Below are 25,305 nucleotides of genomic sequence, written 5' to 3' on the forward strand. Positions count from 1 at the left end.
CGTTAACGGCGTGGATCGTTTCACCAAGTCGATCGAATTGCCCCGGTCGTGATCAGGCGAGCGCTTGCACCGTCTTCAACACCTCTTCGGCATGACCGGGCACGCGAACCTTGCGCCAGCTGCGCACCAGCACACCGCTCGAATTGAACAGAAACGTCGATCGGTCGAGCCCCATATAGGTCTTGCCGTAGAGCTTCTTTTCAACCCATACGCCGAACGCTTCCAGCGCCGCTTCGCCCTCGTAACTCGCGAGCGGGACGGTAAGATCGTATTTGGCGGTGAACTTCTGGTGCTTGGCCGGGGTATCGCCCGACACGCCCAGCACCTTGGCCCCTGCCGCCGCGAAATCGGGCAGCAAGCGGCTGAAATCCTTCGCCTCGTTCGTGCAGCCGGGCGTGTCGTCCTTGGGGTAGAAATAGAGCACGAACGGCGCGCCGATATAATCGGCCAGGTGAATCGGGCTGCCGTCCGGTGCGATCAAGTCGATCGCGGGCAGCGTTCCGCCGTCCTGAATGGTCATGCTTCGATCCCCTCTACCTGCGCGAGCCAACGCGCGACCTCCTGCCGGATCGTGTCGAGCGACGCAACCACGCTCGGCCAGTCGGCCATCCCCACCGCGCGCGCGACCAGCTCTTGCGTCACCGCGTTTGGCACCTGCGCATCTGGCGCGACCAGCCGCAGCGTAACGAGCAGGCGCGCGAGCAAATCATAGGCTGGGGTCATTTCCGGCGGCGCTTTCCCCGCCGCCACCAGGTCGAGGATCGCGTCGCGCAAATTGGGATGAAGCCCCTCCCCGCTCAAAAGCTGGACCATGTGCACCGCGAATTCCAGATCGACCAGGCCGCCCGGCAGCAGCTTGGCATCAAGCGGCCCCAGCGGCGGCTTGTGTGCCGCCATGTCGGCGCGCATCGCGGTCGCATCGGCGATGACGTCGCGTTTCGGGCGGTCGCCTCGCAATACATCGCGGATAATCGACGAGACCGCGGTGCGCGCTGCGGGTGATCCGAACACCGCTCGGGCACGCGTGAGCGCCATATGCTCCCACGTCCACGCGCTTTCGCGCTGGTAGCGGGCGAAGCCGTCGAGCGAGACGCAAAGCGGCCCCTGCGTACCCGATGGCCGCAGCCGCGTGTCGATCTCGTACAGCGGCCCCGATGCAGTCGGGACGGACAGCGCGGCGCTGATCCGCTGCGCCAGGCGATTGTAATACAGCACCGCGCCAAGCGGTTTGCGCCCGTCGGATTCGGCCAGATAATCGCCGGTAAACAGATAGATCAGGTCGAGATCGGACCCGTGCGTCAGCGCCCCCCCACCCATCCGCCCGAGCGCGAGGATCACGAGTTCGCTGTCCGGCACATGCCCATGCGCGGCGGCGAATTCGGTGATCGTCGCCTCGGCCAGCACGCAAATCGCGGCTTCGGCGACACGTGCGTAACCCGCCGAGACGTCGAGCGGGTCGGCCGCGCTCGCGATGATCTGGGTACCCAGCGCAAAGCGCTTTTCGCCGACGATGCGGCGGACATGATCCAATTGCGCCTGATAATCCGCGCCGCCCGCCATTTCCGCGGCAAGCGCATCCACCGTACCGACCGGATCGAGCGCGGTCGCATCGATCAACCCGTCGAACAATTCGGGCCGCCGCGCGAGTTCCTCGGCAAGCGTCACCGCATGGCTCAGGATCAGGCCAAGCAACCGCCCCAACGCCGGTCGCGCCTCGATCAGGCGGAAGAAATTCACTGCGCTCGACAGCCGCGCGAGCATCCGGTCGAGCCGCACGATCGCGCCTTGCGGATCGGGCGCACTGCCCAGCGCCGCAATCAGCCCGGGCAGCACTGCCTCCAGCGCCGCACGCGCCGCCGCACTGCGCAAGGCGGGATAGGCCCCGCCGCGCCACTGCGCGATGCGCTGCGCCGCCACCTCGGTCGTATCGAAACCGGCGGCAGTCAGTTGTCCGGCCAGTCGATCGGCATCGAACGACAGCGCATCACCCTCGTCCGGATCCAGTGCATCGTAGCTGCGCGCCGTCGCCACGACATGCGGGCGGAGTAGATTGAGCAGCGCATCGCCATTCGCTAGGCCGTGCAGCCCCGCCAACCCATCAAGCGCAGCGCCGCTCGGCAAGGTGTGGGTCTGGCGATCCTCGATCATCTGCACGCGATGTTCGATCGTGCGGTACAGTGTGTAGGCTGCGGTCAACGCCGCCGCTTCCGCCGGGTCGATCCACCCCGCCCCGGCCAGCGCCGCCAGCGCCGCACGCGTATCCGGCACGCGGAGCGCCGGGTCGCGCCCGCCGTGGATCAATTGATGAATCTGCGCGAAAAATTCGACCTCGCGAATGCCGCCGCGCCCGCGCTTCAGGTCGAAACCGGGACCGAACGCTTGCCCTTGGGCGTAATGATCGCGAATCCGCCGCGAGATGCCGCGAATCTCGCCGATCGCGCCGAAATCGAGCGCGCGCCGCCACACGAACGGCGCGACGGTGGCGAGAAATCGCTCCCCCAGTGCCACATCACCCGCCGCCGCCCGCGCCCGGATGAAAGCCGCGCGTTCCCACGGCAAAGCAAGCGATTCGTAATAGGAGATCGCCGCATCGACCGAGAGCGCGATCGGCGTGATCTCGGGCGACGGCCGCAGCCGCAGATCGACGCGCAGCACATAGCCATCGCCATCGCGGGTCTGCAGCAATTCCACCACGCGCCGCGCGATCCGCACCGCTGCTTCCTCTGGCGCCTCACGCGGGCGGCAGGGGAGCGTGGCCGGATCGAACAACAGGATGGGATCGATGTCGGACGAATAATTCAGCTCGCGGCTGCCCTGCTTGCCGAGCGCAATCGCGACGAATCCGCGCGGCGCGGCATCCGGGGTGCGCTCAGCAATCGCGGTCCGGATCGCGGTGTCGAGCGCGTGGTCGGCAAAATCCGACAAAGCCCGGGTCACCGCGGTCAGATCATCGATCCCCGCCAGATCACCGATCGCGACCCGCAGCGCGAGCCGCCGCCGTGCGAGCCGCAGGCGTTGCGCGGGGGGCACATCCGCCCCGATCTCGCCAAGCGCCGGAAGGGCCGGCAACACCCCCGCATCGAACGCCACGGCCATTGCCGGTTCGCGATCAAGCAGCAGCGTCAGAAACGGCGAGTATAGCCGAGCGCGTCGGGCAGCATCGACAATACGGAGATCGGAAAGCCTGTTTTCCACCAGCTGGCACCGCTTTCAGCCAAGACGCTCACATCGCCGGGCAACAAACCGGCCTTTCGACCGTTCATGCTTTATGTCAACGTGCTCCGCCTCTTACCGCTCGACGGACCGCGCACGCGACTATGTCGTGATGGCACCGCAGGCTGCGGACATCCTGTCGGTTGCACTACGCTCGGCCTATCGCGAGAAGCCCAATACCGACGATCCGTTCGCGGATTTGATCTATCAACTCGATCGGGTTGAGGCAGTCGCGACACGCTGACGTCAGTCGCGGTCGCGATCGCGGCTGAGTTCGTCGACTTCGCCCATGATAGTGTCGAGCGCCGACATGCCCGGCTCATTGCTGTGCGTACGGCGCGAAGCGAGCGAGTTGTCGCTCATGACCGCTTCCAGTGCGACGCGGCCACGCGCGACGCGGCTTTTGATCGTGCCGACCGCAACGCCGCAGATTTCGGCAGCTTCCTCATAGGCGAAGCCGCCCGCGCCAACGAGGATCAGGGCCTCGCGCTGCGGCTGTGGCAAGTGCAGCAGCGCGCGCTGCATGTCACCCAATTCGACATGCTTGTCCTGGCTGGCGGGCGCGGCGAGGATCCGGTCGGCGACCAGATCGTCCCACTCGCCCTTGAAGCGCGCACGCCGCATCTGGCTCAGGTACAGATTACGCAAAATGATAAAGGTCCAGGCGCGCATGTTGGTGCCGGCCTGAAAACGCAGCCGCGCAGCCCACGCCTTCATCAGCGTCTCCTGCACCAGATCGTCCGCCAGATCGCGATTACCCGACAGCGAGCGCCCGAAAGCGCGAAGATGCGGGATGACTTGAGCCAATTCCGCCTTGAATTCGGTATCGGATAGCGAAACGTGCTCGACGACCTCGGGCGCAACCTCGTCTTCGTCGTGATCAAAAGCGTCGCTCATGAAATCCGGTCTCGCATTAAGGCATCACGGACAAAAGCGCGGCGAACGGCCAAGTCCAACATTCTAAAGGTGGGCACGATCAGCGCTGAAAAAAGATCAGCAACGCCGCAAACAACACTACAACGAGAGCCAGCGAAATGCCGAGCACATAGCGCGTCACTCGCGGCGTCTCACCGCTGCGCGCCTCGTCGGTCGAAATGTGGATTTGCTCATCGTCAGCCATGAATGCCCCCGGAGGTTCGGTATCGTTGTCGTTCCGTATCGTATGGAACCCAACCCCCAGGGGCGCTTATCGGTTCCCTCAAACTTGGGGAACGGTCGCCTGGTCGAAGAACAAGGCCTGTGCGATTGCCGCTTTGACGGTGGAACGCTGGAACGGCTTGGTGATGAGGAACGTCGGCTCGGGCCGCTCGCCGGTCAGCAGACGCTCCGGGAACGCCGTGATGAAGATCACCGGAACCTCGAATTGAGCGAGGATGTCCTTCACCGCGTCGATTCCCGAACTGTCGTCGGCCAATTGAATATCGGCGAGCACCAGGCCCGGACGATCTTCCATCGCCAGCGCCACGGCTTCGTCGCGCGTCACGGCGACACCGGTCACCTCATGGCCAAGATCGCGGACGATCGTTTCAATGTCCATTGCGATGATCGGCTCGTCCTCGATGATCAGAACGCGCGCGCGCGTCTGCTGCTCGATTTCGGCAAGCGCCTCGGCAACCAGCGATTCGACCTCGGGAACGTCGACTTCGATCAGATAGCCGGCGTCCTCAGGCGTAAACCCTTCCATCGCGGTCAACAACAGCGCCTGACGCGACAGCGGCGTCATCCGCGCAAGCCGCGCACGCGCGACGGATTCCTGACCGTCGTCCGCGGTTGCGCTCATCGACTCTGGCGTCTCGTCATAATTGGTCGAGTTCCAGATCGCGTGAAACGTACGGTACAGCCCAAGCCGGGGATCGACGTCGCGCGGGAATTCCCCCGGCGCTGCGACGATCGCCTCGAGCGTGGCGCGCACATAGCGATCGCCGTGCGTCTGGCTGCCGGTAAGGGCCCGGCCATAGCGGCGCAGGAATGGAAGGTGGGGGGCAAGTTGCTGTCCTAGCGACATGACTGTCGTGGTCTCCCTTGGGTATGAATTGAGGGACCTTGTGGAAGCGGCCCCCCGCTTATGCAACGCGTTTATCGCTCCGTGCGCGTCGGAACCAAATTTCGCATCGGACGTGGAACCATCGAAGCGCTATTTGGTTTCATCGTTGCATCGCGACGTATCCTGCGCGGTAGGCCCGGTTCGTAGCGCCGCCAAGATGGCGGTTGTTACGGCCGCATATTAACTCTATCCGGCGTTTCCGGATATCCAGGGGGACGGCATTGCGTTCGGGCGACGATTCTTCGAAAAAGCCGGGTACGGGACGTACCGCCGCAGCAGACGCGAAGGCTCAGGGTAAAGACCGTGACATGGGCGCGGCATTGCGAACGGTGTATCAACGCACCGTCGAAGAAGCGATTCCGCCGGAAATGCTGGACCTTCTCGGCAAGTTAGACTGATCAGGCAATGACCGAAATCGTCGGCGATCGCCCCGCCGCGCGCGGGCTGCTCGATCGGTTCGGCGCCGTCCCGACCGGTGCAAAGGTTTTCCTGATTCTCAGCGCGGCATTGTTGCCGCTGGCGATCGTCGCCTTTTTCGCCACGCTGCGCACCGCGACGATGGCAGATGACGCGACGCGCGCGCAGATGCGCGTCAGCGCGACCGAGAGCGCGCGCAAATTGGCGATCGAACTGATCGGCGACATGACGGCGCTCCGCGTTGCGCTTAACGCGCTCGAAACCGATCCTGCCGACGCGCCGAGCTGCGCGCGGGCGCAAGGTGTGTTCGCGCCACAGGCCTCCGCCGGAACGCGCTTTTCGATCACCGACGCGCGCGGGCGCATCATCTGCGGTAACCGCCTTCCCGTCGATATCGCCCCGGCGCCTGCGAACACGGTCACCCCTATTGTCGCGCTGCTACATCCCGGCCGCGGCCTGACGCTTGCGACCGCCAGCAGCAGCGGGCGCACCCGCGCCGCCGTCTTCTTCCCAGCCCCCGTGCTGGCCGAGACGGCAAAGCCCAGCGGCGTGGCCCAGCCTTATGAGGCACGGCTCGCGCTCGACGGGACTACGCTGTTGCTCAACGAACTGCCGTCGAACGGTCCGCTCGAACGGCGCTCCTCGCTCACCATGCCGATTGGTGTCGGCGACATCCTGCTGATGACGCGCGTGCGCAACCTGCCGCTCACCTCACCGGTGCTGATCGCGTTGATCCTGCCGATCGTGATGTGGGCGGCGGCGGCGTGCATCGGCTGGTTCGTGGTCGATCGCCTGCTGATCCGTCCGCTGCGGCAATTGCGCACCAGCGTCGCGCATTTCGTCCCCGGCGAGGAAGTCGATCTGGGCACGATGCGCACGCTTCCGGCGCTGGAGATTCGCGATCTCGGCGAGACCTTTCGCGCGATCACTCGCACCGTTGCCACGCACGAGGCCGGGCTTGCCGAGGGATTGGTACGCCAGACCAAGCTCACGCGCGAGGTGCACCACCGCGTCAAGAACAACTTGCAGGTCATCTCCAGCCTGATCAACTTCCACGCGCGCGCCGCGCGCAGTGCGGAGGCGACCAGCGCCTATGCCTCGATTCAGCGCCGCGTTGACGCCCTTGCTGTCGTGCATCGTAACCATTTTGCCGAACTCGAGGAAAATCGCGGGCTGTCGCTTCGCTCGGTGCTGGGCGAACTCGCGTCGAACATCCGTGCGACAGCACCGGAGGGGGCACCGATCGGGATTACGATCGATGTTCAACCCTATCTCGCCAACCAGGACGTCGCGATCGCGATTGCTTTCCTCATTACCGAAATCGTCGAACTCGCCATGACTGTGAATCCAGCGGCGCAGATTCGCATCTCGGTTGGGCCGGACAAGGATGATCTGCGCGCGGTGCTGCGGGTAAACTCCCCCGCCCTGATCGACGATGATCGGATGCGCACGCTGGTGGCAGAACGCTATGGCCGGGTCATTGAGGGCCTGTCACGGCAGCTTCGCTCGAAACTTCATTACGATCCGTTGGTCGGCGCTTACGAAATTTCGGTCGCCATCACCGGACGTGATTAAAAAACAACAATAAAAAAATCTTCAAAAAAGTGTTCGAGTGCGGAACCCGGGGGCCGCATGTGGGTTTTAGTATCGGATAGCGAATTTATGCCCCCCCGCTCTCGCTATCCAAGACATGGACCCGGTCGCGCCTCCCCCTCCCCCCGGTGGCGCGCCCGGGTCCAAATTTTTTCCAGTCATCGCCGATCTGATCGCTTCGTCTCACAGGCGGAACGAAGCCCGCTCTGGCGCATTGGGATGCTGGCGCGCACCGGTTCGGGCCGCGCACCTTTTCAGGAGATATTCCATGCGCAAGATGACACTGCTCGCCCTCGCCACCGCAACGCTTCTCGTATCGGCGTGCAATACCGTCGAGGGCGTCGGCAAGGACGTGAAGTCGGCTGGCGACACCGTGGCGAAAACCGCCGACAGCGCGAAGTAAAGGAGCACACCCAAGCTTTTGAAAGGCCGCTCCCGTCGATCGGGGGCGGCCATTTTCGTATCAGCTCTCGACCAACTCGGTCGATTCATCCTTGCCGCGTTTGCGTTCGGTGAACCAGATCGCGATCAGCGCGATTTCGTATAGCGCCACCAGCGGGATCGCGAGCATGATCATCGACCCGGCATCGGGTGGCGCCAGCACCAGTGCCACCGCGAAGCACCCGACAATCGCATAACGCCGCCCCGCGACGAGCTGTTTCCGCGTCACCAGCCCGGCGCGCTCGATCAGCATCAGCAGGATCGGCAGCAGAAACGCGATGCCGAACGCGAACAGGAACTGCATCACGAAATCGAGATAGCTCGCGACCGAGGTCAGCGCCTCCTGCTCTACCCCACCCAGGCTGCCCTGGAAACTCAGGAAAAATTTGAGCGCCGACGGGATCGCGATGAAATAGGCCATCGATGCGCCAATCGTGAACAGCACCGGCGTCGCGAACAGAAACGGCAGCAGCGCGCGCTTTTCCTTGCGGTACAGGCCCGGCGAAACGAAACCCCACAACTGGTTGGCGATGATCGGGAAGGAGATCATCAGCGCCGCGAACAAAGCGACCTTCAACTGCACGAAGAAGCCGTCGAACACGCCGATCGTCACGATCCGCTTCTGCCCCGCTTCAAGCAGCGGGTGGACCAGCACGGTAAAAATCTCGCGCGAATAGATGTAGGTGCCGATCAGCGCCACGAAGACCGAGGCGATGCAGAAGAACAGCCTCTTGCGCAGCTCGATCAGATGATCGAGCAGCGGGGCCCGGCTCGCGTCCAGTTCATCGATGGGTGCGTTCACGCCTGCGCCCCGGTGGCCGGCTGGTGTGGCTCGGCTTCGGCGGGTGCGGCCGACGTTATGACCGGCGCCTCGGTCAGGACCGGTGCCGCATCCGCTCCGTCGTGCGCCTCATGCGCGTCTTCCGGAAGCCCCGCCATCGGCAGCATATGCACCGGCTCTGGCGGATGCTCGCGCATGATCCGCGCATTCTCCGCCGCCCATTTCTTTTCCATTTCCTGCAGTTCCGACTCGCGCAGCATCGTGTCGAATCCAGAGCGGAACTGATTGGCGACGCCGCGCACCTTGCCGATCCAATGGCCAGCCATGCGCATCGCCTTGGGCAAGTCCTTCGGCGGGATGACCAACAGGGCCACCACCCCGAGCACGATCACCTCGGAGGATGCGACGTCGAACATGGCGGTGCCTTATTACGCGCGCGTCAGATTTCGCGGTCGCGGATACGGTTACCGTCACGGTCGAACACCGGCTCCGCCGCCTTGGCATCGATCCGGCCGGGCTCACGCCGCGGCGCTGGCTCGTCATCCTCGGCCATGCCTTTCTTGAAAGATTTAATGCCCTTGGCAACGTCGCCCATCATGTTCGAAAAACGGCCGCCGCCCAGCACCAGGATCGCGATCCCGCCGAAGATCAGCCAGTGAACAATGCTCAAACCACCCATGATCGATCTCCTGATATACGCCCCATCTAGTGCGTCTCGTCGAAGGTTTCCACCTCCGCGTCGTCATCATCCGCGGCTTGGGCGTCCCAATCGGTCCGCTCGAACGCGAGATCGACCGGATCGAGCAACCCCGCCGCCCGCAAATCATCGATCCCGGGCAGATCGCGCCTGCTCGCCAGCCCGAAATGCGCGAGAAACGCGGGCGTCGTCGCATAGAGCAACGGCCGCCCCGGCACCTCACGCCGTCCGGCCGGGCGAATCCACCCGGCTTCCATCAATACGTCCAGCGTGCCCTTTGAGATGCCAACGCCGCGAATCGCTTCGATTTCGGCGCGAGTCGCAGGTTCGTGATAGGCGATGATCGCCAGCGTCTCGATCCCGGCGCGGCTCAGCTTGCGCGCCTCCTCATGCTCCCGCCGCAGCAGATGCGCCATGTCGGCGGCGGTCTGGAAATGCCAGCGCTCACCGCGCTTGACCAGTTCGATACCGCGCCCGGCATAATCGGCCTGCAACGCCGCGAGCGCCGCTCGCACTTCCGCTCCGTTCAGATGCGCCCGAATCGCATCGGTGGTCATCGGCTCGGTCGCGGCGAAGAGCACCGCCTCGACCGCGCGGGTAATGGCGTCGGGTGCGTTCATGTCAGCGCGCGCAGGTACAAAGGCGCGAACGGCGATTTCTGCCGCAACTCGAGCTTGCCCTGCCGCGCCAGTTCGAGCGCGGCGACGAAGCTCGACGCGAGCGCCGATTTGCGAAAGGCACCGCTCGCCAATTCGGGCAGGAAATGCTCAATCACGTCCCATTCGACCGTCGTGCCGATCAACCGCGAAACGCGCTCGATCGCTGCCTCCAGCGTCATCACCGCGCGGTGCGCGACGACGTGCATCACCGGCCGCGTGCGCGCAGTAATGACCCCGTACGCAGCGATCAGATCGTAGATTTCGGCCTGCCAGACCGCCTTGCGCTGCGTTCGCAGCCCCTCCGGGCTTCCACGCGGAAACACGTCGCGGCCCATCCGGTCGCGTGCGATCAACCGGGCCCCCGCCTCGCGCATCGCGTTCAGCCGTTCGAGCCGGAGTTGCAGGCGCAGCGCGAGTTCTTCCGGACTAGGCTCGATCTCAGGGTCGCGCGGCAACAACAGCCCGGATTTCAAGTACGCGAGCCACGCCGCCATCACGAGATAATCCGCCGCGACTTCGAGCTTGAGGCTCCGCGCGCGTTCGATGAAACCAAGATATTGATCGACCAGCGCCAGGATCGAAATCGCCTTCAGATCGACCTTCTGGCTCCGTGCGAGCGCCAGCAATAGATCGAGCGGCCCTTCCCAGCCGTCGAGGTCGATCGTGAGGGTTTCGGGGCTTTCGGTCACCGTGCAACCCTACACCCATCCCTTACACCAACGCCAGCAACGCATCCCGCTTCGCGATCAGCGCCGCCATATCCCCCCCGGCGTGCGCGCCCATGACGGTCGCCATCGCCCGATCGAGCCGCGCGCGCGATACCGCCGACATTTCGTCCAGGCGATCGGCAATGTCGCGCATTTCGTCCATCCGCGCCCAGCAATCGAGCACCAGATCACAGCCGGCCGCAATCGCTCCCGCCGCCTTGTCGCCCGCGCTGCCCGACAGCGCCTTCATGTCGATATCGTCGGTCATCAACAGCCCGTCAAAGCCGATCCGCTGGCGGATGATCTGCTCGATCACCACCGGCGACAGCGTCGCGGGCCGCTCGGCATCCCACGCCTCAAACACAATATGCGAAGTCATCCCCATCGGCGCATCCTTCAGGCTTGCGAAGGGCTGCAGATCGATCTCGAGCTCCTCGTCGGACGCCGTCACCGTCGGCAGATGATAATGCGTGTCGACTTTCGCGCGGCCATGCCCCGGCATATGCTTCACCACGCCCACGACCCCACCGCTGCGCAGTCCATCGACGATCGCTCGCCCCATCGCGGCCACGCGCAGCGGCTCGGAGCCGAGCGTGCGAATCGACACCGCCTCGGTCGTGTCGGGTTGCGCCACGTCGAGCAGCGGCAGGCAATCGACGTTGATGCCAACTTCTGTCAGCATCAGCGCAATCGCCTCGGCATTGGCGCGTGCCGCCTCGATCGCGGAGATCGGCGCGATGTCGTACAGCGCATCGAAGGTCGGGCCGGCAGGAAAGGCGGGCCATTCCGGCGGCCCCATCCGCGCGACGCGGCCGCCCTCCTGGTCGATCAGGATTGGCACATCGGCCCGCCCCGACAGCGCGCGCAAACTGTCGGTCAGCGCACGCACCTGCGCGCGGTCGACGATGTTGCGTTTGAACAGGATGTACCCGGCCGGTTCGACCGCAGCGAAAAACGCGGTCTCGTCAGCGGTAAGGGTCGGGCCGGACAGGCCAAAGATGACGGGCTTCATCCGTGCCGCTTACAATGCGACGCGCGCCGCTGTCACCCACCGAACCATTCCTGCCATCCCCGCGAAAGCGGGGATGACACCATTAGCTGATCGGCGAAACGCTTAGGACCGCGGAACGAAGCACGCCTGCCCGGCCGCTGCGAGCTTCGCGCACAGGCTCGTCGCGGCACCGGCTCCGCCAGCGTTGACGCGCAGACGGTACACAGTCTGGCCGTTCACCTGCGCCGCCTGCACCGATTTCCCCATCGGCGCGAGGTACGCGAACTTCTTCGAAATCGTCGCCCAATTGGCATTGGCCTCGGCTTCGCTGCCGAACGATCCCAATTGCACCAGCGCGCCGCCCGATGCCGCCGCCGCCGACGGAATCGCCGCGACGACCTTGCTCGCCCCGCCATCGACCTTTGCCGGCGCGACCTTCTTGCCCGCGATCGGCGCTTCGGGCCCCTTCAGGTCGATCGCCGCATTGCTCATGCCCGCGCCGTCGCTGGTGGCGATCGCGGTATCGCCCTCGCCTTCCACTTTCATGCCACCGGGATCGTCGGGCTTGACCTTGTAATCGCCGTCCTGCGCGGTGATCAGCGCGCCATTGCCGTCAACACCCTGATGTTTCTTGAGATATTGATAGCCAAAAATCGCCGCCGCGACGATCGCCAGCGCCAGCAGGACCAGCCCGATGATCCGCACGATCGACGGCCCGTCATCATAATCTTCCTCGACCGTCTCCAGCCAGGGCAGACGATCCTCGTCGCGCGTTTCATACTCGCCGGTCGACATCACTTCATCTCCTGGGCCGCCTCGACGCCCATAATGCCCAATCCATTGCGAATAATCTGTGCAATCGCATCCGCCAAGAATAGCCGTGCACATGTCATCGCCGGGTTGTCGGGCAGCAGGAAGCGCCGGTCCGGCCGGTCGTTACCGACGTTCCACAATGCATGGAGCGAAGCCGCCAAATCATAGAGATAGAAGGCAATTCTATGCGGCTCGCGCGCCGCAGCGGCGGTGTCGACGATACGCGGGAACTGCGCCGCCAGCTTCACCAGCGCAAGGTCCTCCGTATCAAGCTGGGACAGGTCGACCCCGTCGCAGACGATTCCCGCCTCGCCCGCGCGCCGGTGCAGCGACGCCACGCGCGCATGGGCGTAGTTAACGTAGAAGACCGGATTGTCCTTCGACGCCTCGACCACCTTGGCGAAATCGAAATCCATCTGCGCATCGGATTTGCGCGTCAGCATGGTGAAGCGCACCACATCCTTGCCGACTTCACGCACGACATCGGCCAACGTCACGAAATTGCCCGCGCGCTTGGACATCTTGATCGGCTCGCCGTTGCGCATCAGGCGGACCATCTGGACGAGCTTGACGTCGAAGCGGGTCTTGCCCCCGGTCAGCGCCGCCACCGCTGCGACGATCCGCTTGACCGTCCCGGCATGGTCGGCACCCCAGATATCGATCAGCGCATCGGCCGACTGCGCCTTTTGATAGTGGTAGGCGAGATCGGCACCGAAATAGGTCCATTGCCCGTTCGACTTCTTGATCGGCCGATCCTGGTCATCGCCGAACTGGGTCGAGCGGAACAGTGGCAGCACGACCGGCTCCCAATCCTCCAGCTCCTGTCCCTTGGGTGCTTCGAGCAAGCCGTCATAGATCAGCCCCCGCGCGCGCAGATCGTGCTCGGCCGCCTCGGGCTTGCCCGCCGCCTGCAATTCCGCCTCGGACGAGAACAGGTCGTGATGAATGCCGAGCAGCGCGAGATCGTCCTTGATCAGCACCAGCATCGCCGCAACCGCCTTGGTGCGGAACAGCACCAGCCATTCGCTCTCCGGCGCATCGGCGTAGGTATCACCAAACTCTGCGGCGAGCGCCTGCCCGACCGGGATCAGATAGTCGCCCGGATACAGCCCCTCGGGGATTTCCACCGTCGCGCCGAGCGCCTCGCGATACCGCAGATGCACCGAGCGCGCGAGCACATCGACCTGGCCGCCGGCATCGTTGACGTAATATTCGCGGATCACCTTGTGGCCGGAAAACTCCAGCAGCGCGGCCAGCGCATCGCCGACCACCGCGCCGCGGCAATGCCCCATGTGCATCGGTCCGGTCGGGTTCGCGGAGACATATTCGATGTTGACCGTCGTCGCCGCCCCGCGCGTCGAGCGGCCATAATCGTCGCCCGCATCGCGGATCGCCGACAATTCGGCGCGCCATGTGTCGTCGGTCAGGAACAGGTTGATGAACCCCGGCCCCGCCACCGACACGCTCGCCACCTCATCGAGATCGCCCAACGCCGCCGCGATCTTCTCCGCCAGCGCGCGCGGATTGGTGCCTGCAGGCTTGGCCAGCACCATCGCCGCGTTGGTCGCCAGATCGCCATGCGTCACGTCGCGCGGCGGCTCGACCGTGATGCTCGCGCGGTTGAGATCGCCCGGCAAATCGCCAGCGGCAACCAGGGCATCGAGCGCCGCATCAAGATGCGCGGCAAAACGGGTGTAAAGGGTCATGATCGGTCCGGTCGTGGTAAGCGAGCGCGGGCCTTAGCGGATGGCGCGCGAACACTCAAACCGCGTCGATTGCGGAGGGGGCGCGTAAATGCTATTTGTCACGATCTGCCTTGAAGGCAGGCATTGCGTGGAGAAAGGAAGTCGGCGATGTCCTTGTCTATTACGCTCGTGGCCGCGATCGCGGCAAACGGCACCACACCGAACGTCTCGGATCGCTGGATTTCCAATTCCGACGGCGTTCGATGCTCCCTTTCGCGGCAGATTGAGGTCGGCACATCGCAGGCGACTTTGATTCTTTCGCCAGATCTTACCACGTCTCAGACAAACGGCGTCCTTTCGGTTGCCGAAGCTGGCGCAAAAAAGGCCAGCGTAACGCGATTTTCGATGAACCCTGCACAAGTCGCCGGCATGCTCGACGCTAAGCAATTGTCCGTCCCGACCGGGAAGGGTAAGACGATCCTGCCGATGGATGGCGTCGAGCCGGCCCTGAAAAATGCCGCCACATGTCGCGCGCGGTTGCGCGATCAATGGAACATCGATCAGCGCGTGATCGGCAAGATTGCCACGCCGGCCCAACCGATCAATGGTGCCGATTGGCTTCAGCCGTGGGATTTCCCGAACGTCGCCCGGGTTTCGGCAAAAGTGAACGACATGACCTTCCTGCTGGCGGTCTCGGAAAACGGTCGGATCGCATCCTGTCGGACGCTTGCGGTTTCGGGTTCGTCCGATGTTGCCGATGCGGCCTGCGCTTCGGTCCAACGATATGGCAAGTTTGAGCCGGCACGCGATGCAAGCGGTCGCGCGATAGGGTCCTGGTCGGTTCAGCGTCTGGTTTGGCGCGACCCGCAATACCTTTACCCGAGCGCGGAGCTTCCGGCATCGCGTAGCGACAATCCGATCTCGGTGGGATGGGTCAGTCCCTCGCCGACCACAGCGTTTTCATCCTTGCCGCCCCGGCCATAAGCAGAACTAACTACAGCAGCGAAACCGCCGGACGCTATAAAGCGACGGCGGCAGTATCCGACAGGGGCGCTTGCTTCCGCGTCGAGATGCGCGGCAAAGTGGGTGTACCGGGTCGTGATCGGTCCGGTCGTTCGGGCTGTCGAACCTGTATCGCATCACTCCCTGTCATCGGGGCGCAGATCCTCATTCGACCGGTCGTACGCCAGAATATCGCCCGGCTCGCAGTGCAGATGGCAGCGGATCGCCGCCAGAGTGAAAAAGCGCACGCCCTTCACCTTGCCCGATTTCAGGAGGGACAGGTTTGATTCGGTAATGCCGATCGCTTATGCGAGCTCCTTCAACCGCACCTTTCGGCGGGCCAGCATCACGGCGAGGTTGACGTCGGCGAACAGCAGCACGACGATTTGCCCGTCGTCCAGCACGGCGCTCCCGCCCAGGCCGATCCGAACGTCGGTGCGGTTCACCCAGGCATCGACGCGTGCCCGCGCGACCGGATCGCGCGCGACATAGGCGCGCTCGTCAATTGCCGGAAAATGGGCGTCTTCGCCGCAGTGTTGGTGTTCGTCTCCACGGCCGCGCAGGCGCAGGACGTCGCCGATCGGTCCACGCTCCGTGCGCGACCCGAAATTGCGCTCGGGATTCTGGCCCACGGTGCGCACGCTCGGGTGCTGAGGTATGCGGCGCTTGACAGTGGCCCCGTCCTCCGTGCCTCTTCGTGCGCAGTCGATCATGGAAAGGTCACCGATGCGCCGTCTGCCCCTGTTGCTGCCCTTCGCCGCGTTGATCGCCACCCCCGCGCTCGCCGCGTCGGCCGATCCGGTCTTCAAGGCAGCCCAAGCGGCCCGCGCCGATCAACTCGCGCTGCTGGAGAAATTGGTCAACATCGATTCGGGCACGGCCGACAAGGTCGGCGGGCAGAAGGCATCGGAACTGGTCGCCGCGGAGCTCCGCACGCTGGGGATGAGCGTCGAGCTGCTCCCGGCCGAACTCCCCACCCTGCCCGACAATGTCGTCGCCACGATGAAGGGCACCGGCAAGGGCCGCATCCTGATGATCGCGCACACCGATACCGTGTTCGGCCCCGGCACCGTCGCCAAGCGCCCGTTCCGCATCGAGGGCAATCGCGCCTATGGCCCCGGCGTGATCGATGAGAAGGGCGGCGTGGTCGAGGGAATCACGGCGCTGCGCTTGCTCAAGACGCTGAAGCAGAATGATTTTGCCTCGATCACGTTCCTGATCGAAACGTCGGAAGAGCGCGGATCGCCCGGCACGCGCGCGCTGATCGATCGGCTGCTTGCCGATGCCGATGTCGAACTCAATCTGGAACCCGGCGACGTGCCCGATCTGCTGACCGTCTGGCGCAAGGGCAGCAACGTGTTCCGCATCGACGTGAAGGGCCGCCCGTCGCACGCCGGCGTCGCGCCGCAAATGGGCCGCAACGCCGCGGTCGAACTTATCCACCAGATCGAACTTGCCAGCACGCTGCCCAACAAGGGTGACGGCCTCACCTCCAACCTCACGCTGATGAGCGCAGGTTCGCGCAATAATATCATCCCGGAGGATGCCTCTGCGACCTTTAGCGTCCGCGTACGCGAGACCAAGCAGGCCGAGGAAGTCGAGGCCCTGATGCGCCGCAACGCCACCAACACGATCGTGCCGGATACCAAAGTCACAGTGACGCGCGAAGTCGCCTTTCCGCCCTTGCCGATCAACCCGGCGACCGACGCGCTGGCCGCCACGGCCAAGAAAATCTACGCCCGCATCGGCGGCGTAACCGCGAACGGCGGGAATGGCGGCGCATCCGAATCGGCGCTCGCCCATGCCAAGGGCGTGCCTGCGCTCGACGGGCTCGGCCCGGTCGGCGGCGGGGCGCATACCGAGGACGAATATCTCGATCTGCAGACGCTCACCCCGCGCCTCTATCTGCTCACCAGCCTGCTGATCGAACTCGGCAAGCGCCCGCCTGCGCGGATCAACTAGCGATCAGACCAGGCCCGATACCGCCGCCGCCCCGCGACTGGTCGGGAACAGCGTCGCCATCGCGCGCGCCGGTTCGACGCCGAAATGCCCGGCTACCGCCCCTGCGATGAAGCCGTCGAGCTGTAGCGTGGGCCTGAGGTCGCGCCCTTCGAACAATGCCGCTTGCGACAGGCCCGGCCAATCCGCCAGCACCCGCCCGCCGCGCACTGCGCCGCCGAGCAGCATCGCCGAGCTGCCGGTACCGTGATCGGTCCCGCCCGTGCCGTTGACCGCAACGGTCCGCCCGAATTCGGTCGCGACCAGCACCATCGTGTCGTTCCACAGCGGGCCGAGCCCGGTCTGCAGCGCGCCGATCATGGCATCCAATCCCTTCAATTGCGCGGCCAGGCGCTGGCGCTGCTGGGTGTGTGTGTCCCACCCGCCCGTCTCGATCATCGCGATCCGCGCGCCATTGGCGGGGACCATCAGCTTCGCCGCGAGCGCGCCGGTCGCCGCGGCATTCGCGCCCCCGCCGGCCGCCAGATCGCCGGTCAGCGCGCGCGTGTTCATCGCCTCGCTCCACAGCGCGTGGAGCTGGCTGTCGCCCTGATACAGCATCGACACGCGCTGCAGGAGGTCATCCGACGCCTGCGGCAAGTTCGACGGGGCGTAGGAGGACACGTCATGCCTCCCGCGCAGCGCGAGCGGCACCGTCGCCGACACGGCGATCGCCTTGGCCTGCGTCGGCGGCAAGACGCCCAGCAAGCGGTTGAGCCAGCCGTCCTTCTCCTGGTACGCACTGGTCCCGCCGCTTTCGAGCACGTTCTGCCCGTCGAAATGCGACCGGTCGCGATAGGGCGAGGCGACGGCGTGCGCGAACAGCGCCTGGCGCTGGCCGTACAGACCGTTCAGCGTCGGCATTGCCGGATGCAGCGCGAACATCCCGTCGAGCCGGGCCACGCCCGCGAAATCGGCGGCAAGGTCGCCGCGTGCGGCGGCAAAGGCCGGGTCGCCGACCGGCGCGACGATCCCCATCCCATCGGCGGCCCCGCGTTGGATGATGAAGATGAAGCGCTTGTCGGTCTCGGCCTTGGCAAAGGCCATGCCGGGGCTGAGCGCGAAGGCGAGCGCACCTGCGGCCCCGGCTCCGATGAACGAACGACGATCGTACATGATCTTATCTCCGCATGAATTCGGGTGCGACCAGCAACAGGGCGAGGCCCTGCGCCGGGCTTTCGCAATTGGCGAGCGCAGTCGTCGTCGCCGGGCTGACCGCCCCCGGCAACACCTTGGGTGCCAGCGCGCGCGCGTCGATATTGGCGGCGCGGCTGGCGAAGCGTTCCGCCGCCTCGACCCGGCGCAGCACCGCGTCCGGCCCGGCCCAGCTTGCCGCGATGTCGTCGTAACCGACCGGCTGCCCCGGCTTCCAAATCGGCTGGCCGAGCTGCTGCAACAGCCCGACCGTCACCTGCGGGTCGGCGGTCTTGACGTTCAGCGCACGCAGCGAGGAGATCGTCCATTCCCACGGCGTCTTGAACTTCACCGGCTGATCGACCCACGCCTCGGGCGAGGCGATCAGCGCGCGATAGACGGTCGGCAGGTCACCGCCCGACTGCAGGAACGCCGCCTGCAACCGCGCGACCATCGCGGGCGGCGGCGTATCGCCCGCGAAATGCCGCGCCAGCTTAGTCGCGATATGCGTCGCGGTAGCGGGTGCGACGGCGACATCGTTCAGCACCGCCTGCGCCTGCTCGACGCCGCCCGCCGGATAGACTTTGCCCATCACCGTCCGGTCGCCCGGTTCGTGCAAGGGCGCCGCGAAGACAAAGTCACCCGGCAGGCCATCGGTGCCAGCAGCGCGCGCGCCCGGCCCCTGCCCGATCCCCGCCACGGTCCAACCGGTCATCGCGCGGGCGAACTCTGTCACGTCGGCCTGGGTATAACCGGTCCGCACGCCGAGCGTGTGAAGTTCCAGAATCTCGCGCGCTAGGTTCTCGTTCAGCCCGACCTTGCGATTGCCACGCGCGGCAATCCGCGCGCCGAGCGGCGAATTGGGCCCGACCGACACCGCCTGATCGAGATAGAGCAGCATCGCCGGATGCCGTTCCACAGCGGTCAGCATGTCACCGAACTTGCCCAGCACATGCGGCCGGATCGCCTCGAATTCCAGCGTGCCCGACAGGCCGATCACCTGCAACTTGTCCGCCGACACCGCGAAGTGATTGGCCCAGAAATGCACCAGCCGCTCGATAAAGGGCGTGTCGGTGATCAACGCGGCGGTCGCCCGCGCGCCGACCGCGCCGGCATAATCGCTTCGCCCGCTGCGCTGCGCGAACTGGCGCGCCTGCTTCATCGCCTCGTTCTGCCCCGTCGGCACGGGCGGCATGGCGGGCGCGGGAGGCGCTTGCCCCATCATCGCCATTGGGGCCGCTGGCGTCGCGGCGGGCCGCCCGCCGCCTTGCGCCCGCAAAGCACGTTGCTGCCGGAAATAGTCGGCAAGCTCGGCCGACACTCCGGCGCTGGTCGGCGCGTTGGCGATCACGTCGGGTCTCGGATCATATTTGGCGAACTGCCCGGTCAGCCACGCGATCGGATCGGACGGTATAGGCTGATCGGCGCGCGCGCCGAGCCCAAACCGGTTGAGGGCGACACTGGTCTTACTCATCGGCGACATCCTTGCCTGCACGCTCGCTACACAGCGCAACCGATATGAACGCCAAGTGTCGCAAGATTGTGCCGCGCCGCCGCCATCCGTCGTTCGTTTCGTGCAACTGGTCGTGCGCTCTTTGCGCTTGGGTTTATGCTGCAGCGCAATATGATCCGCACAAACAGCATCGCTCGGGAGGGGATGCGGGATCGGCTTTTCGGATTTCACACGAAAGGGACGATCATGTTCAAGACCTTTATCGCCGCCACTGCCTTGCTCGCCGCAACCGCTGCGCCCGCGATGGCCAAAGACACGACCCGCACCTTCACACGCGATGGCGAGACTTTCGAATACAGCGCCGTCAACAAGGGCGACCATGTCCTGATCACCGGCCGCAGCGTGACCGGCGGCAGCGCCTTCAAGCTGCGCGTGCGCGGCCACCGCGTTGTCGGCATGTCGGGCGGTGTCCCGGTCGATTTCACGATGGCCAACGCCCAGGCCAAGCTCACCACCACCGAAATCGCGTCGCGCTAAGCTGCGATCTCGTCCGTTCGCCCTGAGCCTGTCGAAGGACTGCTTTCCCGTTACGCCGACCGGGCCGCGACGAGCGTTGCTTCGACAAGCTCAGCACGAACGGAATGGGGGCCAGACCGCGCGCTAAAACCCCTCGGGCAGATCGATCGGGCCGACCGCCTCGCGATAGCGCGCGACGGCGTACCGATCGGTCATCCCGGCAATGAAGTCGGCGATATGGCGGCTGCGCCACGGCTCCTCCGCGGGCATCCGCTCGGGCCAGTCACCGGGCATCAGCGCGGGGTCGGCGGTGTAGGCCGCGAACAGCCCCGCCACGATCCCTTCCGCCACCCGTGCCGCCTCCAATTGGCGCGGGTGGTGGTAGAGATTGGCGTACATGAAGCGCTTCAGCACGCGCTCATCCTCGCGCATCGCCGGCGAGAAGCCGACCAGACAGCGTCCGGCGGCGCGCACGTCCGCGATATCGCCGATGTCGCTCAACCGCGACTGCGTCTCGGTTAGCAAATCGCGCACCATCGCCCCGATTTGCGAGCGGACCAATTCGCTCACCAGCCGCGTTGGCGCCAAGTCGGGAAAGCGTTTACGCACCGCGTCCCACCCGCGCGCGACGACCGGCACCTCCAGCAACTGGTCGAGCGTCAGCAACCCCGCGCGCAGGCCATCGTCGATGTCGTGATTGTCGTAGGCGATGTCGTCCGCAATCGCCGCAACCTGCGCCTCAAGGCTCGACCACTGCGTCAGGTCGAGCGCGAACGCCGCATCACATTCGGCCAGCGCCCAGCCGGGCGCGAAGATCGGGCCGTTGTGCTTGGCCAACCCCTCCAGCGTTTCCCAAGTCAGGTTGAGCCCGTTCCAGCGCGGATAGGGACTGTCGATCGTCATCAGCGCGCGCAGCGTGTTGCCGTTATGGTCGAACCCGCCTTGGCCCGCCAGCGCGGCTTGCAGCGCATCCTCCCCGGCATGGCCGAACGGCGGGTGTCCGATGTCGTGCGCGAGCGCGAGCGCCTCGGTCAGATCCTCATTGAGCCCCAGCGCCCGTGCCACCGTCCGCGCGATCTGCGCGACTTCCAAGCTGTGGGTCAGGCGGACACGGAAATGGTCGCCATCCGGCGCCATGAACACCTGCGTTTTGTGGCGCAGACGGCGGAAGCTGATCGAATGGATGATCCGGTCGCGGTCCCGCTGAAAGGCGTCGCGCGGCCCACGGGCGGCGTCGAATTCGCCCCCTTTTTGTTCTTCATGAAGCCGACCGCGCGAGCGCTCCGGGTGCGATGCCCAGGGCGCAAGTGTCGTCATTGTCGTGGTCGTCCCGTCACTTGCCCGCCAACTTCGTGATCTTCTGCCCGGCGTCGCTGACGAAGACGAAGCCCGACAGGCCGTCCTTGGCAAGCGTGTTGACGAAGCTCTGCGCCTCGCTCTCGCTCTTGAATGGTCCGGTCAGGATGCGGTTTGTCGCGCGCAGCGGCGTCGTCCAGCCGCCCTTGCTGCCGAACGCCTTGGATTTGGTGCGCACCTTCGCCCATTGCTTGGGCAGATCGTTCTCATTCGCGCCGCCCGAAACCTGGACCCACACGCGCGAGGGTTCGAGGAACTTCGGGTCCTTCTTCTTTTTTCTTCCGCAGCCTTCTTGGCATCGGCGAGCTTCTTCGCTTCGGCGGCTTTCTTGTCGGCCAGCGCCTTCTTGTCCGCCGCAGCTTTCTTGTCCGCGGCTTTCTTGTCGTTCGCCTTTTCGTCGACAGCCTTCTTGTCGAGCGCGGCTGACTCGACCGATGGTTTCTCCGCAGCAAGGCTCTTAACGGGCGCGGCACGCTTCACCGGCAGAGGCGCGGGCCGCGCGGGTTCTTCTGTTTCGGGGACGAGTTCTGCGCCCGGCACTTTGATGTCGGCGATGATCGCGGCGAGAATCGACTCCTCGCTCCGCACCGGCGTGGGGGCACGCGTCGGCGGTACAACCACCGGCGCTGGAGTCGGCACCACCGCGACGGCCGCCGGTTCGGTCGCAGTTGGCGTTGGAGCGGCTGGCGTCGGGGCGGCAAGCATCGGTGCCGGCGTCACCGCCACCGGAGCGGCAGTCGTGGGCGAGACCGTGCGGGGGACAGGCGTGCTCGGTACAACAGGGGCAGGCGTGCCTGTGGCGGGCGGCGGAGTCACAATCGGCGTAGGGGCGATCACCGCGGTCGGCGCAACCGCTGGAGCAGCAGCGCGCGGGACAATGACGGGTTGCGGCGTCACCAGGGGTGTCGCACGCGGGATCGTCGGCACTGTGGCGGCGGGTGTCTTGGCGGCGCTCTCGTAAGCGCCGGGCGCGGGCCGCGTGACGAAGGCCGGGGCAGGCACGTTCGACGTCGCCACCGGAGCAGCGACCGTAGGCGGACGCACCGTGTTAGACGCCAGATAGACCGGGGCAGCGCTGGCCGTGCGAGGCACCGGCAGGCTGGGGACAGGCGTCACGGCTTGCCCAGTGTAGGCCGGCGGCGCGGGCAGCGGCGGCGGGGGCGGCGTGGTCAGCGCGGCGAGTTGCACGCTTTTGCCCGCCTTTCGCGCCGCCTTTGCCCGACGCTTGGCCTCGCGCGCATCGACCACCACCAGCGGGCGCGCGGTCGTCGTCGGCTCGACTGGCGCGGTCGGATCGGGCCCGAGCGCTGCGAGCGGCGGCACCAGTTGCGCATCCGCCATTCGCTCGGGTGTCGTACGCACCTCGCCGAAATGCACCGCAAACGCGCGGTCGGCGGGGCGAAGTGTCGGTAGAATCTCGAAAAACGGCTGAAGACCGCCCGCCATGCCGGTCGGCATCATGCTGGTCGCGATCTTCTCCGCGCCGACCTTGTCGCCGCTCATCGCGAGAATGAAGGCGCGCGTTCGCCACGCCCCCCGATCGCTGCGCCGGAGCAAGGGATCGATTTGCGCCAGCGCAAGCTCGCGCTTGCCCGATATGCCGAGCGACAGCGCGTAGCGCCGCTGTGTCTCGTCGTTCGGCCCTGCCTTCAGCGCCAGCCGATAATCGCGCTGTGCGCGTTCCTGCTCCCCGACAAGGTCGTATGCGAGGCCGCGATCGGCCGCGAAGGTCCGCGGATCGGCACCCAGCGCCTGCGCCTCCGCGAAGTGCCGGAGTGCATCGCCCGGCCGCTCCGCAGCGACGAGCAGGCTGCCCTCCCCCGCCTTGACGCGTGCATTGCGCGGGTCGATCCGTCCGGCGCGCGCAAAAAATGCGGCTGCGCCGGTATCGTCGTCGAGCTTCAACGCGAGTTCGCCCGCCCGAATCAACGCCTGCAAATTTTGCGGATCGGCGGCGAGCAGCCGCAACTCGCTCGCCAACAGATCGGCGTCGGACAAGGGCTGGACGGTGATCGGCGCGCCATACGGCGATGGGGCCGCCGGATAGGGCGACGGATAGGTCGTCTGCGCGTGCGCCGCTGCGCCACACACCGACAGCGCAAGAATTGAACCAGCAAGACGTGGGGTGCGCATCCTGTTTCCTAGACGCGTTCGCGGCGCGAGCGGCAATGCGGTAAGCCGCCGCGCTGCGACAAAACGACACGCAGTGGCGACAGGCGGCACACCGGCAATCCCGATGTGTCGCCCGATCGCAGCTTACTGGTTATTCTGACGATGCAGGAAGCGCGGGATATCCAGCGGATCCTTGTCCGGCGCCGGATCCTCGTCGCGCGCGGCACCGCGCGAAACGCTCGACATCCGCTCGAACAACGTCCCGCCCAGCTTCACGCGGGGAGCGGGCGCAACGGGCTCGGCCGGGATTTCCGCAGCCGGTTCGGCGGCAGGGGCCGTGCCGGGCGAGAGCCAACGGCGACGCGTCGGTGCTTCGCTCGGCGTGTCGTCGGCGGCGGGGGCCGACGGCTCGGGAGCCGGGAACGTCGGCACGGCAGCGGCCGGCTCGGCTACTACCGTCTCGCTGCCGAGCACCAATTCGTCCGCATCGTTCGAAACCGGCGCTTCGTCAACCGGAGCCTCGGCTTCCACTGGCGCGGCGACGGGTTCGGCCGCAACGGGCGCCACCTCTTCGGTCTTCTTGGGAGCCGCGAAGCTGAACGCACGCGAGGGAGGAGCCGCTGCAGGGACCGGACGGCTCTCCGCCTCGATCCCGGTCGCCACGACCGAGACGCGGATCTTGCCCTCCAGCTCGGCATTGAACGCCGAACCCCAGATGATGTTGGCGTCTTCGTCGACCAGCTCGCGAATGTGGTTCGCGGCTTCATCGACTTCGAGCAGGCGCATGTCATCGCCGCCGGTGATCGACACGATGACGCCCTTCGCGCCCTTCATGCTGACGCCATCGAGCAGCGGGTTCGCGATTGCCTTCGATGCCGCCTCGATCGCGCGATTGTCGCCGGTCGCCTCGCCGGTGCCCATCATCGCCTTGCCCATTTCCTGCATGACGGAACGGACGTCGGCAAAGTCGAGGTTGATCAGGCCGGGCATGACCATCAGGTCGGTGATCCCGCGCACGCCCTGCTGCAGGACTTCGTCCGCCATCTGGAACGCTTCCTTGAAGGTCGTGTTCGCATTGGCGACCAGGAACAGGTTCTGGTTGGGGATGACGATCAGCGTATCGACATATTTCTGCAGTTCCTCGATCCCGGCATCGGCGCTCTTCGCGCGGCGATTGCCTTCGAACGCGAACGGCTTGGTCACCACGCCGACGGTCAGGATGCCCATGTCGCGCGCCGCCTTGGCGATGACCGGGGCCGCGCCCGTGCCGGTGCCGCCGCCCATGCCCGCTGCGATGAAGCACATGTGCGATCCTTCGAGCATCTTGGTGACCTGCTCGATCGTCTCTTCGGCCGCCGCACGCCCGATTTCGGGGCGGCTGCCCGCGCCCAGCCCCTGCGTGATCTTCGCGCCGAGCTGAATCTTGTGGCTTGCCGTCGATTGCTTCAGCGCCTGCGAATCCGTGTTCGCGACGAGGAATTCGACGCCCTGCACGTCGGCGCGCATCATGTTGGCAATGGCATTGCCGCCAGCCCCACCCACGCCGATCACGGCGATGCGCGGCGTCAGCTCATCGACTTCGGGCGGCAGAAATTCGATGCTCATATCCGGTCTCCAAATGCGCCCATCGACCCCGGCGCCTCACATGTACGTAAACGCTGTTCTGCACCATCGTTAACGGTCGTTCCAGCGC

General features: G+C 65.6%; 29 protein-coding genes. 7 read left to right on the plus strand and 22 right to left on the minus strand.

The window, feature by feature from the left end; genetic code table 11:
- Nucleotides 1-52: 52 nt before the first annotated feature.
- From AB5I39_RS03220 to AB5I39_RS03230, 3 genes are read right to left on the minus strand one after another with little or no spacing between them, the layout of a single operon-like run.
- Nucleotides 53-520 (minus strand): peroxiredoxin, encoded by a 468-nt coding sequence (locus AB5I39_RS03220; protein WP_404371089.1) that lies wholly within the window; start codon nt 518-520, stop codon nt 53-55.
- Nucleotides 517-3,096 carry a glutamine-synthetase adenylyltransferase gene (locus tag AB5I39_RS03225; RefSeq protein ID WP_404371091.1) on the minus strand — a complete coding sequence of 860 codons (2,580 nt, stop codon included), beginning with the start codon at nt 3,094-3,096 and terminating at the stop codon, nt 517-519. The genes AB5I39_RS03220 and AB5I39_RS03225 overlap by 4 nt, the downstream gene beginning before the upstream one ends.
- A gap of 26 nt (nt 3,097-3,122) precedes the next feature.
- A complete protein-coding gene (locus tag AB5I39_RS03230) occupies nt 3,123-3,263 on the minus strand; it encodes a hypothetical protein (protein ID WP_404371093.1) in 141 nt (46 codons plus the stop codon).
- Between the two features lie 62 nt (nt 3,264-3,325).
- Between AB5I39_RS03230 and AB5I39_RS03235 the strand changes: the two genes are divergently transcribed.
- Nucleotides 3,326-3,457 carry a hypothetical protein gene (locus tag AB5I39_RS03235; RefSeq protein ID WP_404371095.1) on the plus strand — a complete coding sequence of 44 codons (132 nt, stop codon included), beginning with the start codon at nt 3,326-3,328 and terminating at the stop codon, nt 3,455-3,457.
- 2 nt (nt 3,458-3,459) lie between these two features.
- On the opposite strand, the gene AB5I39_RS03240 is transcribed toward AB5I39_RS03235, so the two are convergent.
- From AB5I39_RS03240 to AB5I39_RS03250, 3 genes are all read right to left on the minus strand, one after another.
- Entirely contained in the window at nt 3,460-4,110 is a 651-nt protein-coding gene (locus tag AB5I39_RS03240) for a sigma-70 family RNA polymerase sigma factor (protein WP_404371098.1), read from the minus strand.
- A 79-nt stretch (nt 4,111-4,189) separates the two neighbouring features.
- Entirely contained in the window at nt 4,190-4,333 is a 144-nt protein-coding gene (locus tag AB5I39_RS03245; protein ID WP_404371101.1) for a hypothetical protein, read from the minus strand.
- 78 nt (nt 4,334-4,411) lie between these two features.
- The gene (locus AB5I39_RS03250) at nt 4,412-5,218 is read right to left on the minus strand and encodes a response regulator (RefSeq protein ID WP_404371104.1); all 807 of its coding nucleotides are present in this window, start codon (nt 5,216-5,218) and stop codon (nt 4,412-4,414) included.
- 260 nt (nt 5,219-5,478) lie between these two features.
- Between AB5I39_RS03250 and AB5I39_RS03255 the strand changes: the two genes are divergently transcribed.
- From AB5I39_RS03255 to AB5I39_RS03265, 3 genes are all read left to right on the plus strand, one after another.
- On the plus strand, nt 5,479-5,655 hold the full coding sequence (locus AB5I39_RS03255; RefSeq protein ID WP_404371107.1) for a NepR family anti-sigma factor: 177 nt from the start codon (nt 5,479-5,481) through the stop codon (nt 5,653-5,655).
- Nucleotides 5,656-5,662: 7 nt separating this feature from the next.
- A complete protein-coding gene (locus AB5I39_RS03260) occupies nt 5,663-7,249 on the plus strand; it encodes a sensor histidine kinase (protein WP_404371110.1) in 1,587 nt (528 codons plus the stop codon).
- A 286-nt stretch (nt 7,250-7,535) separates the two neighbouring features.
- A complete protein-coding gene (locus AB5I39_RS03265) occupies nt 7,536-7,670 on the plus strand; it encodes an entericidin A/B family lipoprotein (protein WP_404371113.1) in 135 nt (44 codons plus the stop codon).
- A 60-nt stretch (nt 7,671-7,730) separates the two neighbouring features.
- Here AB5I39_RS03265 and tatC read toward each other — a convergent pair whose 3' ends face one another.
- The 8 genes from tatC to argS all read right to left on the minus strand — a co-directional run bounded on the left by tatC (nt 7,731) and on the right by argS (nt 14,062).
- The gene (tatC, locus tag AB5I39_RS03270; RefSeq protein WP_404371115.1) at nt 7,731-8,510 is read right to left on the minus strand and encodes a twin-arginine translocase subunit TatC; all 780 of its coding nucleotides are present in this window, start codon (nt 8,508-8,510) and stop codon (nt 7,731-7,733) included.
- Nucleotides 8,507-8,905, minus strand: a complete 399-nt coding sequence (gene tatB, locus AB5I39_RS03275; RefSeq protein ID WP_404371118.1) for a Sec-independent protein translocase protein TatB — start codon at nt 8,903-8,905, stop codon at nt 8,507-8,509. The genes tatC and tatB overlap by 4 nt, the downstream gene beginning before the upstream one ends.
- A gap of 23 nt (nt 8,906-8,928) precedes the next feature.
- Nucleotides 8,929-9,168 carry a twin-arginine translocase TatA/TatE family subunit gene (locus AB5I39_RS03280; RefSeq protein WP_404371121.1) on the minus strand — a complete coding sequence of 80 codons (240 nt, stop codon included), beginning with the start codon at nt 9,166-9,168 and terminating at the stop codon, nt 8,929-8,931.
- 26 nt (nt 9,169-9,194) lie between these two features.
- Complete coding sequence (scpB, locus tag AB5I39_RS03285; protein WP_404371124.1) at nt 9,195-9,806, minus strand: SMC-Scp complex subunit ScpB; 612 nt, start codon at nt 9,804-9,806, stop codon at nt 9,195-9,197.
- A complete protein-coding gene (locus AB5I39_RS03290; protein ID WP_404371126.1) occupies nt 9,803-10,534 on the minus strand; it encodes a segregation and condensation protein A in 732 nt (243 codons plus the stop codon). Before AB5I39_RS03290 ends, scpB begins: the two co-directional genes overlap by 4 nt.
- 22 nt (nt 10,535-10,556) lie before the next feature.
- Nucleotides 10,557-11,564 carry a glycoside hydrolase family 3 N-terminal domain-containing protein gene (locus AB5I39_RS03295; protein WP_404371128.1) on the minus strand — a complete coding sequence of 336 codons (1,008 nt, stop codon included), beginning with the start codon at nt 11,562-11,564 and terminating at the stop codon, nt 10,557-10,559.
- A gap of 102 nt (nt 11,565-11,666) precedes the next feature.
- Nucleotides 11,667-12,338: an SPOR domain-containing protein gene (locus tag AB5I39_RS03300; RefSeq protein ID WP_404371131.1), complete on the minus strand. Its 672-nt coding sequence runs from the start codon at nt 12,336-12,338 to the stop codon at nt 11,667-11,669.
- Entirely contained in the window at nt 12,338-14,062 is a 1,725-nt protein-coding gene (argS, locus tag AB5I39_RS03305; protein ID WP_404371133.1) for an arginine--tRNA ligase, read from the minus strand. The genes AB5I39_RS03300 and argS overlap by 1 nt, the downstream gene beginning before the upstream one ends.
- A 147-nt stretch (nt 14,063-14,209) precedes the next feature.
- Between argS and AB5I39_RS03310 the strand changes: the two genes are divergently transcribed.
- Nucleotides 14,210-15,025, plus strand: coding sequence for a hypothetical protein (locus AB5I39_RS03310; protein ID WP_404371136.1), 816 nt, complete (start codon nt 14,210-14,212; stop codon nt 15,023-15,025).
- 155 nt (nt 15,026-15,180) lie between these two features.
- Here the strand turns inward: AB5I39_RS03310 and AB5I39_RS03315 are convergent, their stop codons facing one another.
- Together AB5I39_RS03315 and AB5I39_RS03320 are read right to left on the minus strand one after the other, a co-directional pair.
- Nucleotides 15,181-15,345, minus strand: coding sequence for a helix-turn-helix domain-containing protein (locus AB5I39_RS03315; protein WP_404373987.1), 165 nt, complete (start codon nt 15,343-15,345; stop codon nt 15,181-15,183).
- Nucleotides 15,346-15,348: 3 nt separating this feature from the next.
- Entirely contained in the window at nt 15,349-15,816 is a 468-nt protein-coding gene (locus AB5I39_RS03320; RefSeq protein ID WP_404371138.1) for a hypothetical protein, read from the minus strand.
- Between AB5I39_RS03320 and AB5I39_RS03325 the strand changes: the two genes are divergently transcribed.
- The gene (locus AB5I39_RS03325) at nt 15,770-17,005 is read left to right on the plus strand and encodes a glutamate carboxypeptidase (RefSeq protein ID WP_404371141.1); all 1,236 of its coding nucleotides are present in this window, start codon (nt 15,770-15,772) and stop codon (nt 17,003-17,005) included. The genes AB5I39_RS03320 and AB5I39_RS03325 overlap by 47 nt on opposite strands.
- A 3-nt stretch (nt 17,006-17,008) precedes the next feature.
- Here the strand turns inward: AB5I39_RS03325 and AB5I39_RS03330 are convergent, their stop codons facing one another.
- Both AB5I39_RS03330 and AB5I39_RS03335 read right to left on the minus strand, forming a co-directional pair.
- Nucleotides 17,009-18,157 carry a DUF1501 domain-containing protein gene (locus AB5I39_RS03330; RefSeq protein ID WP_404371143.1) on the minus strand — a complete coding sequence of 383 codons (1,149 nt, stop codon included), beginning with the start codon at nt 18,155-18,157 and terminating at the stop codon, nt 17,009-17,011.
- A 4-nt stretch (nt 18,158-18,161) separates the two neighbouring features.
- Complete coding sequence (locus tag AB5I39_RS03335) at nt 18,162-19,649, minus strand: DUF1800 family protein (protein WP_404371144.1); 1,488 nt, start codon at nt 19,647-19,649, stop codon at nt 18,162-18,164.
- 225 nt (nt 19,650-19,874) lie between these two features.
- Between AB5I39_RS03335 and AB5I39_RS03340 the strand changes: the two genes are divergently transcribed.
- Nucleotides 19,875-20,165, plus strand: coding sequence for a hypothetical protein (locus AB5I39_RS03340; RefSeq protein WP_404371146.1), 291 nt, complete (start codon nt 19,875-19,877; stop codon nt 20,163-20,165).
- 123 nt (nt 20,166-20,288) lie between these two features.
- Here the strand turns inward: AB5I39_RS03340 and AB5I39_RS03345 are convergent, their stop codons facing one another.
- From AB5I39_RS03345 to ftsZ, 4 genes are all read right to left on the minus strand, one after another.
- Nucleotides 20,289-21,461, minus strand: coding sequence for a deoxyguanosinetriphosphate triphosphohydrolase (locus AB5I39_RS03345; RefSeq protein ID WP_404371149.1), 1,173 nt, complete (start codon nt 21,459-21,461; stop codon nt 20,289-20,291).
- A 16-nt stretch (nt 21,462-21,477) separates the two neighbouring features.
- The gene (locus AB5I39_RS03350) at nt 21,478-21,699 is read right to left on the minus strand and encodes an SPOR domain-containing protein (RefSeq protein WP_404373989.1); all 222 of its coding nucleotides are present in this window, start codon (nt 21,697-21,699) and stop codon (nt 21,478-21,480) included.
- Nucleotides 21,603-23,633 (minus strand): tetratricopeptide repeat protein, encoded by a 2,031-nt coding sequence (locus AB5I39_RS03355; RefSeq protein WP_404371151.1) that lies wholly within the window; start codon nt 23,631-23,633, stop codon nt 21,603-21,605. Before AB5I39_RS03355 ends, AB5I39_RS03350 begins: the two co-directional genes overlap by 97 nt.
- A gap of 123 nt (nt 23,634-23,756) precedes the next feature.
- Nucleotides 23,757-25,217, minus strand: a complete 1,461-nt coding sequence (ftsZ, locus tag AB5I39_RS03360; protein WP_404371154.1) for a cell division protein FtsZ — start codon at nt 25,215-25,217, stop codon at nt 23,757-23,759.
- Between the last annotated feature and the right edge of the window lie 88 nt (nt 25,218-25,305).

This window comes from Sphingomonas sp. MMS24-J45 (assembly GCF_044881195.1).
Lineage (GTDB): Bacteria > Pseudomonadota > Alphaproteobacteria > Sphingomonadales > Sphingomonadaceae > Sphingomonas.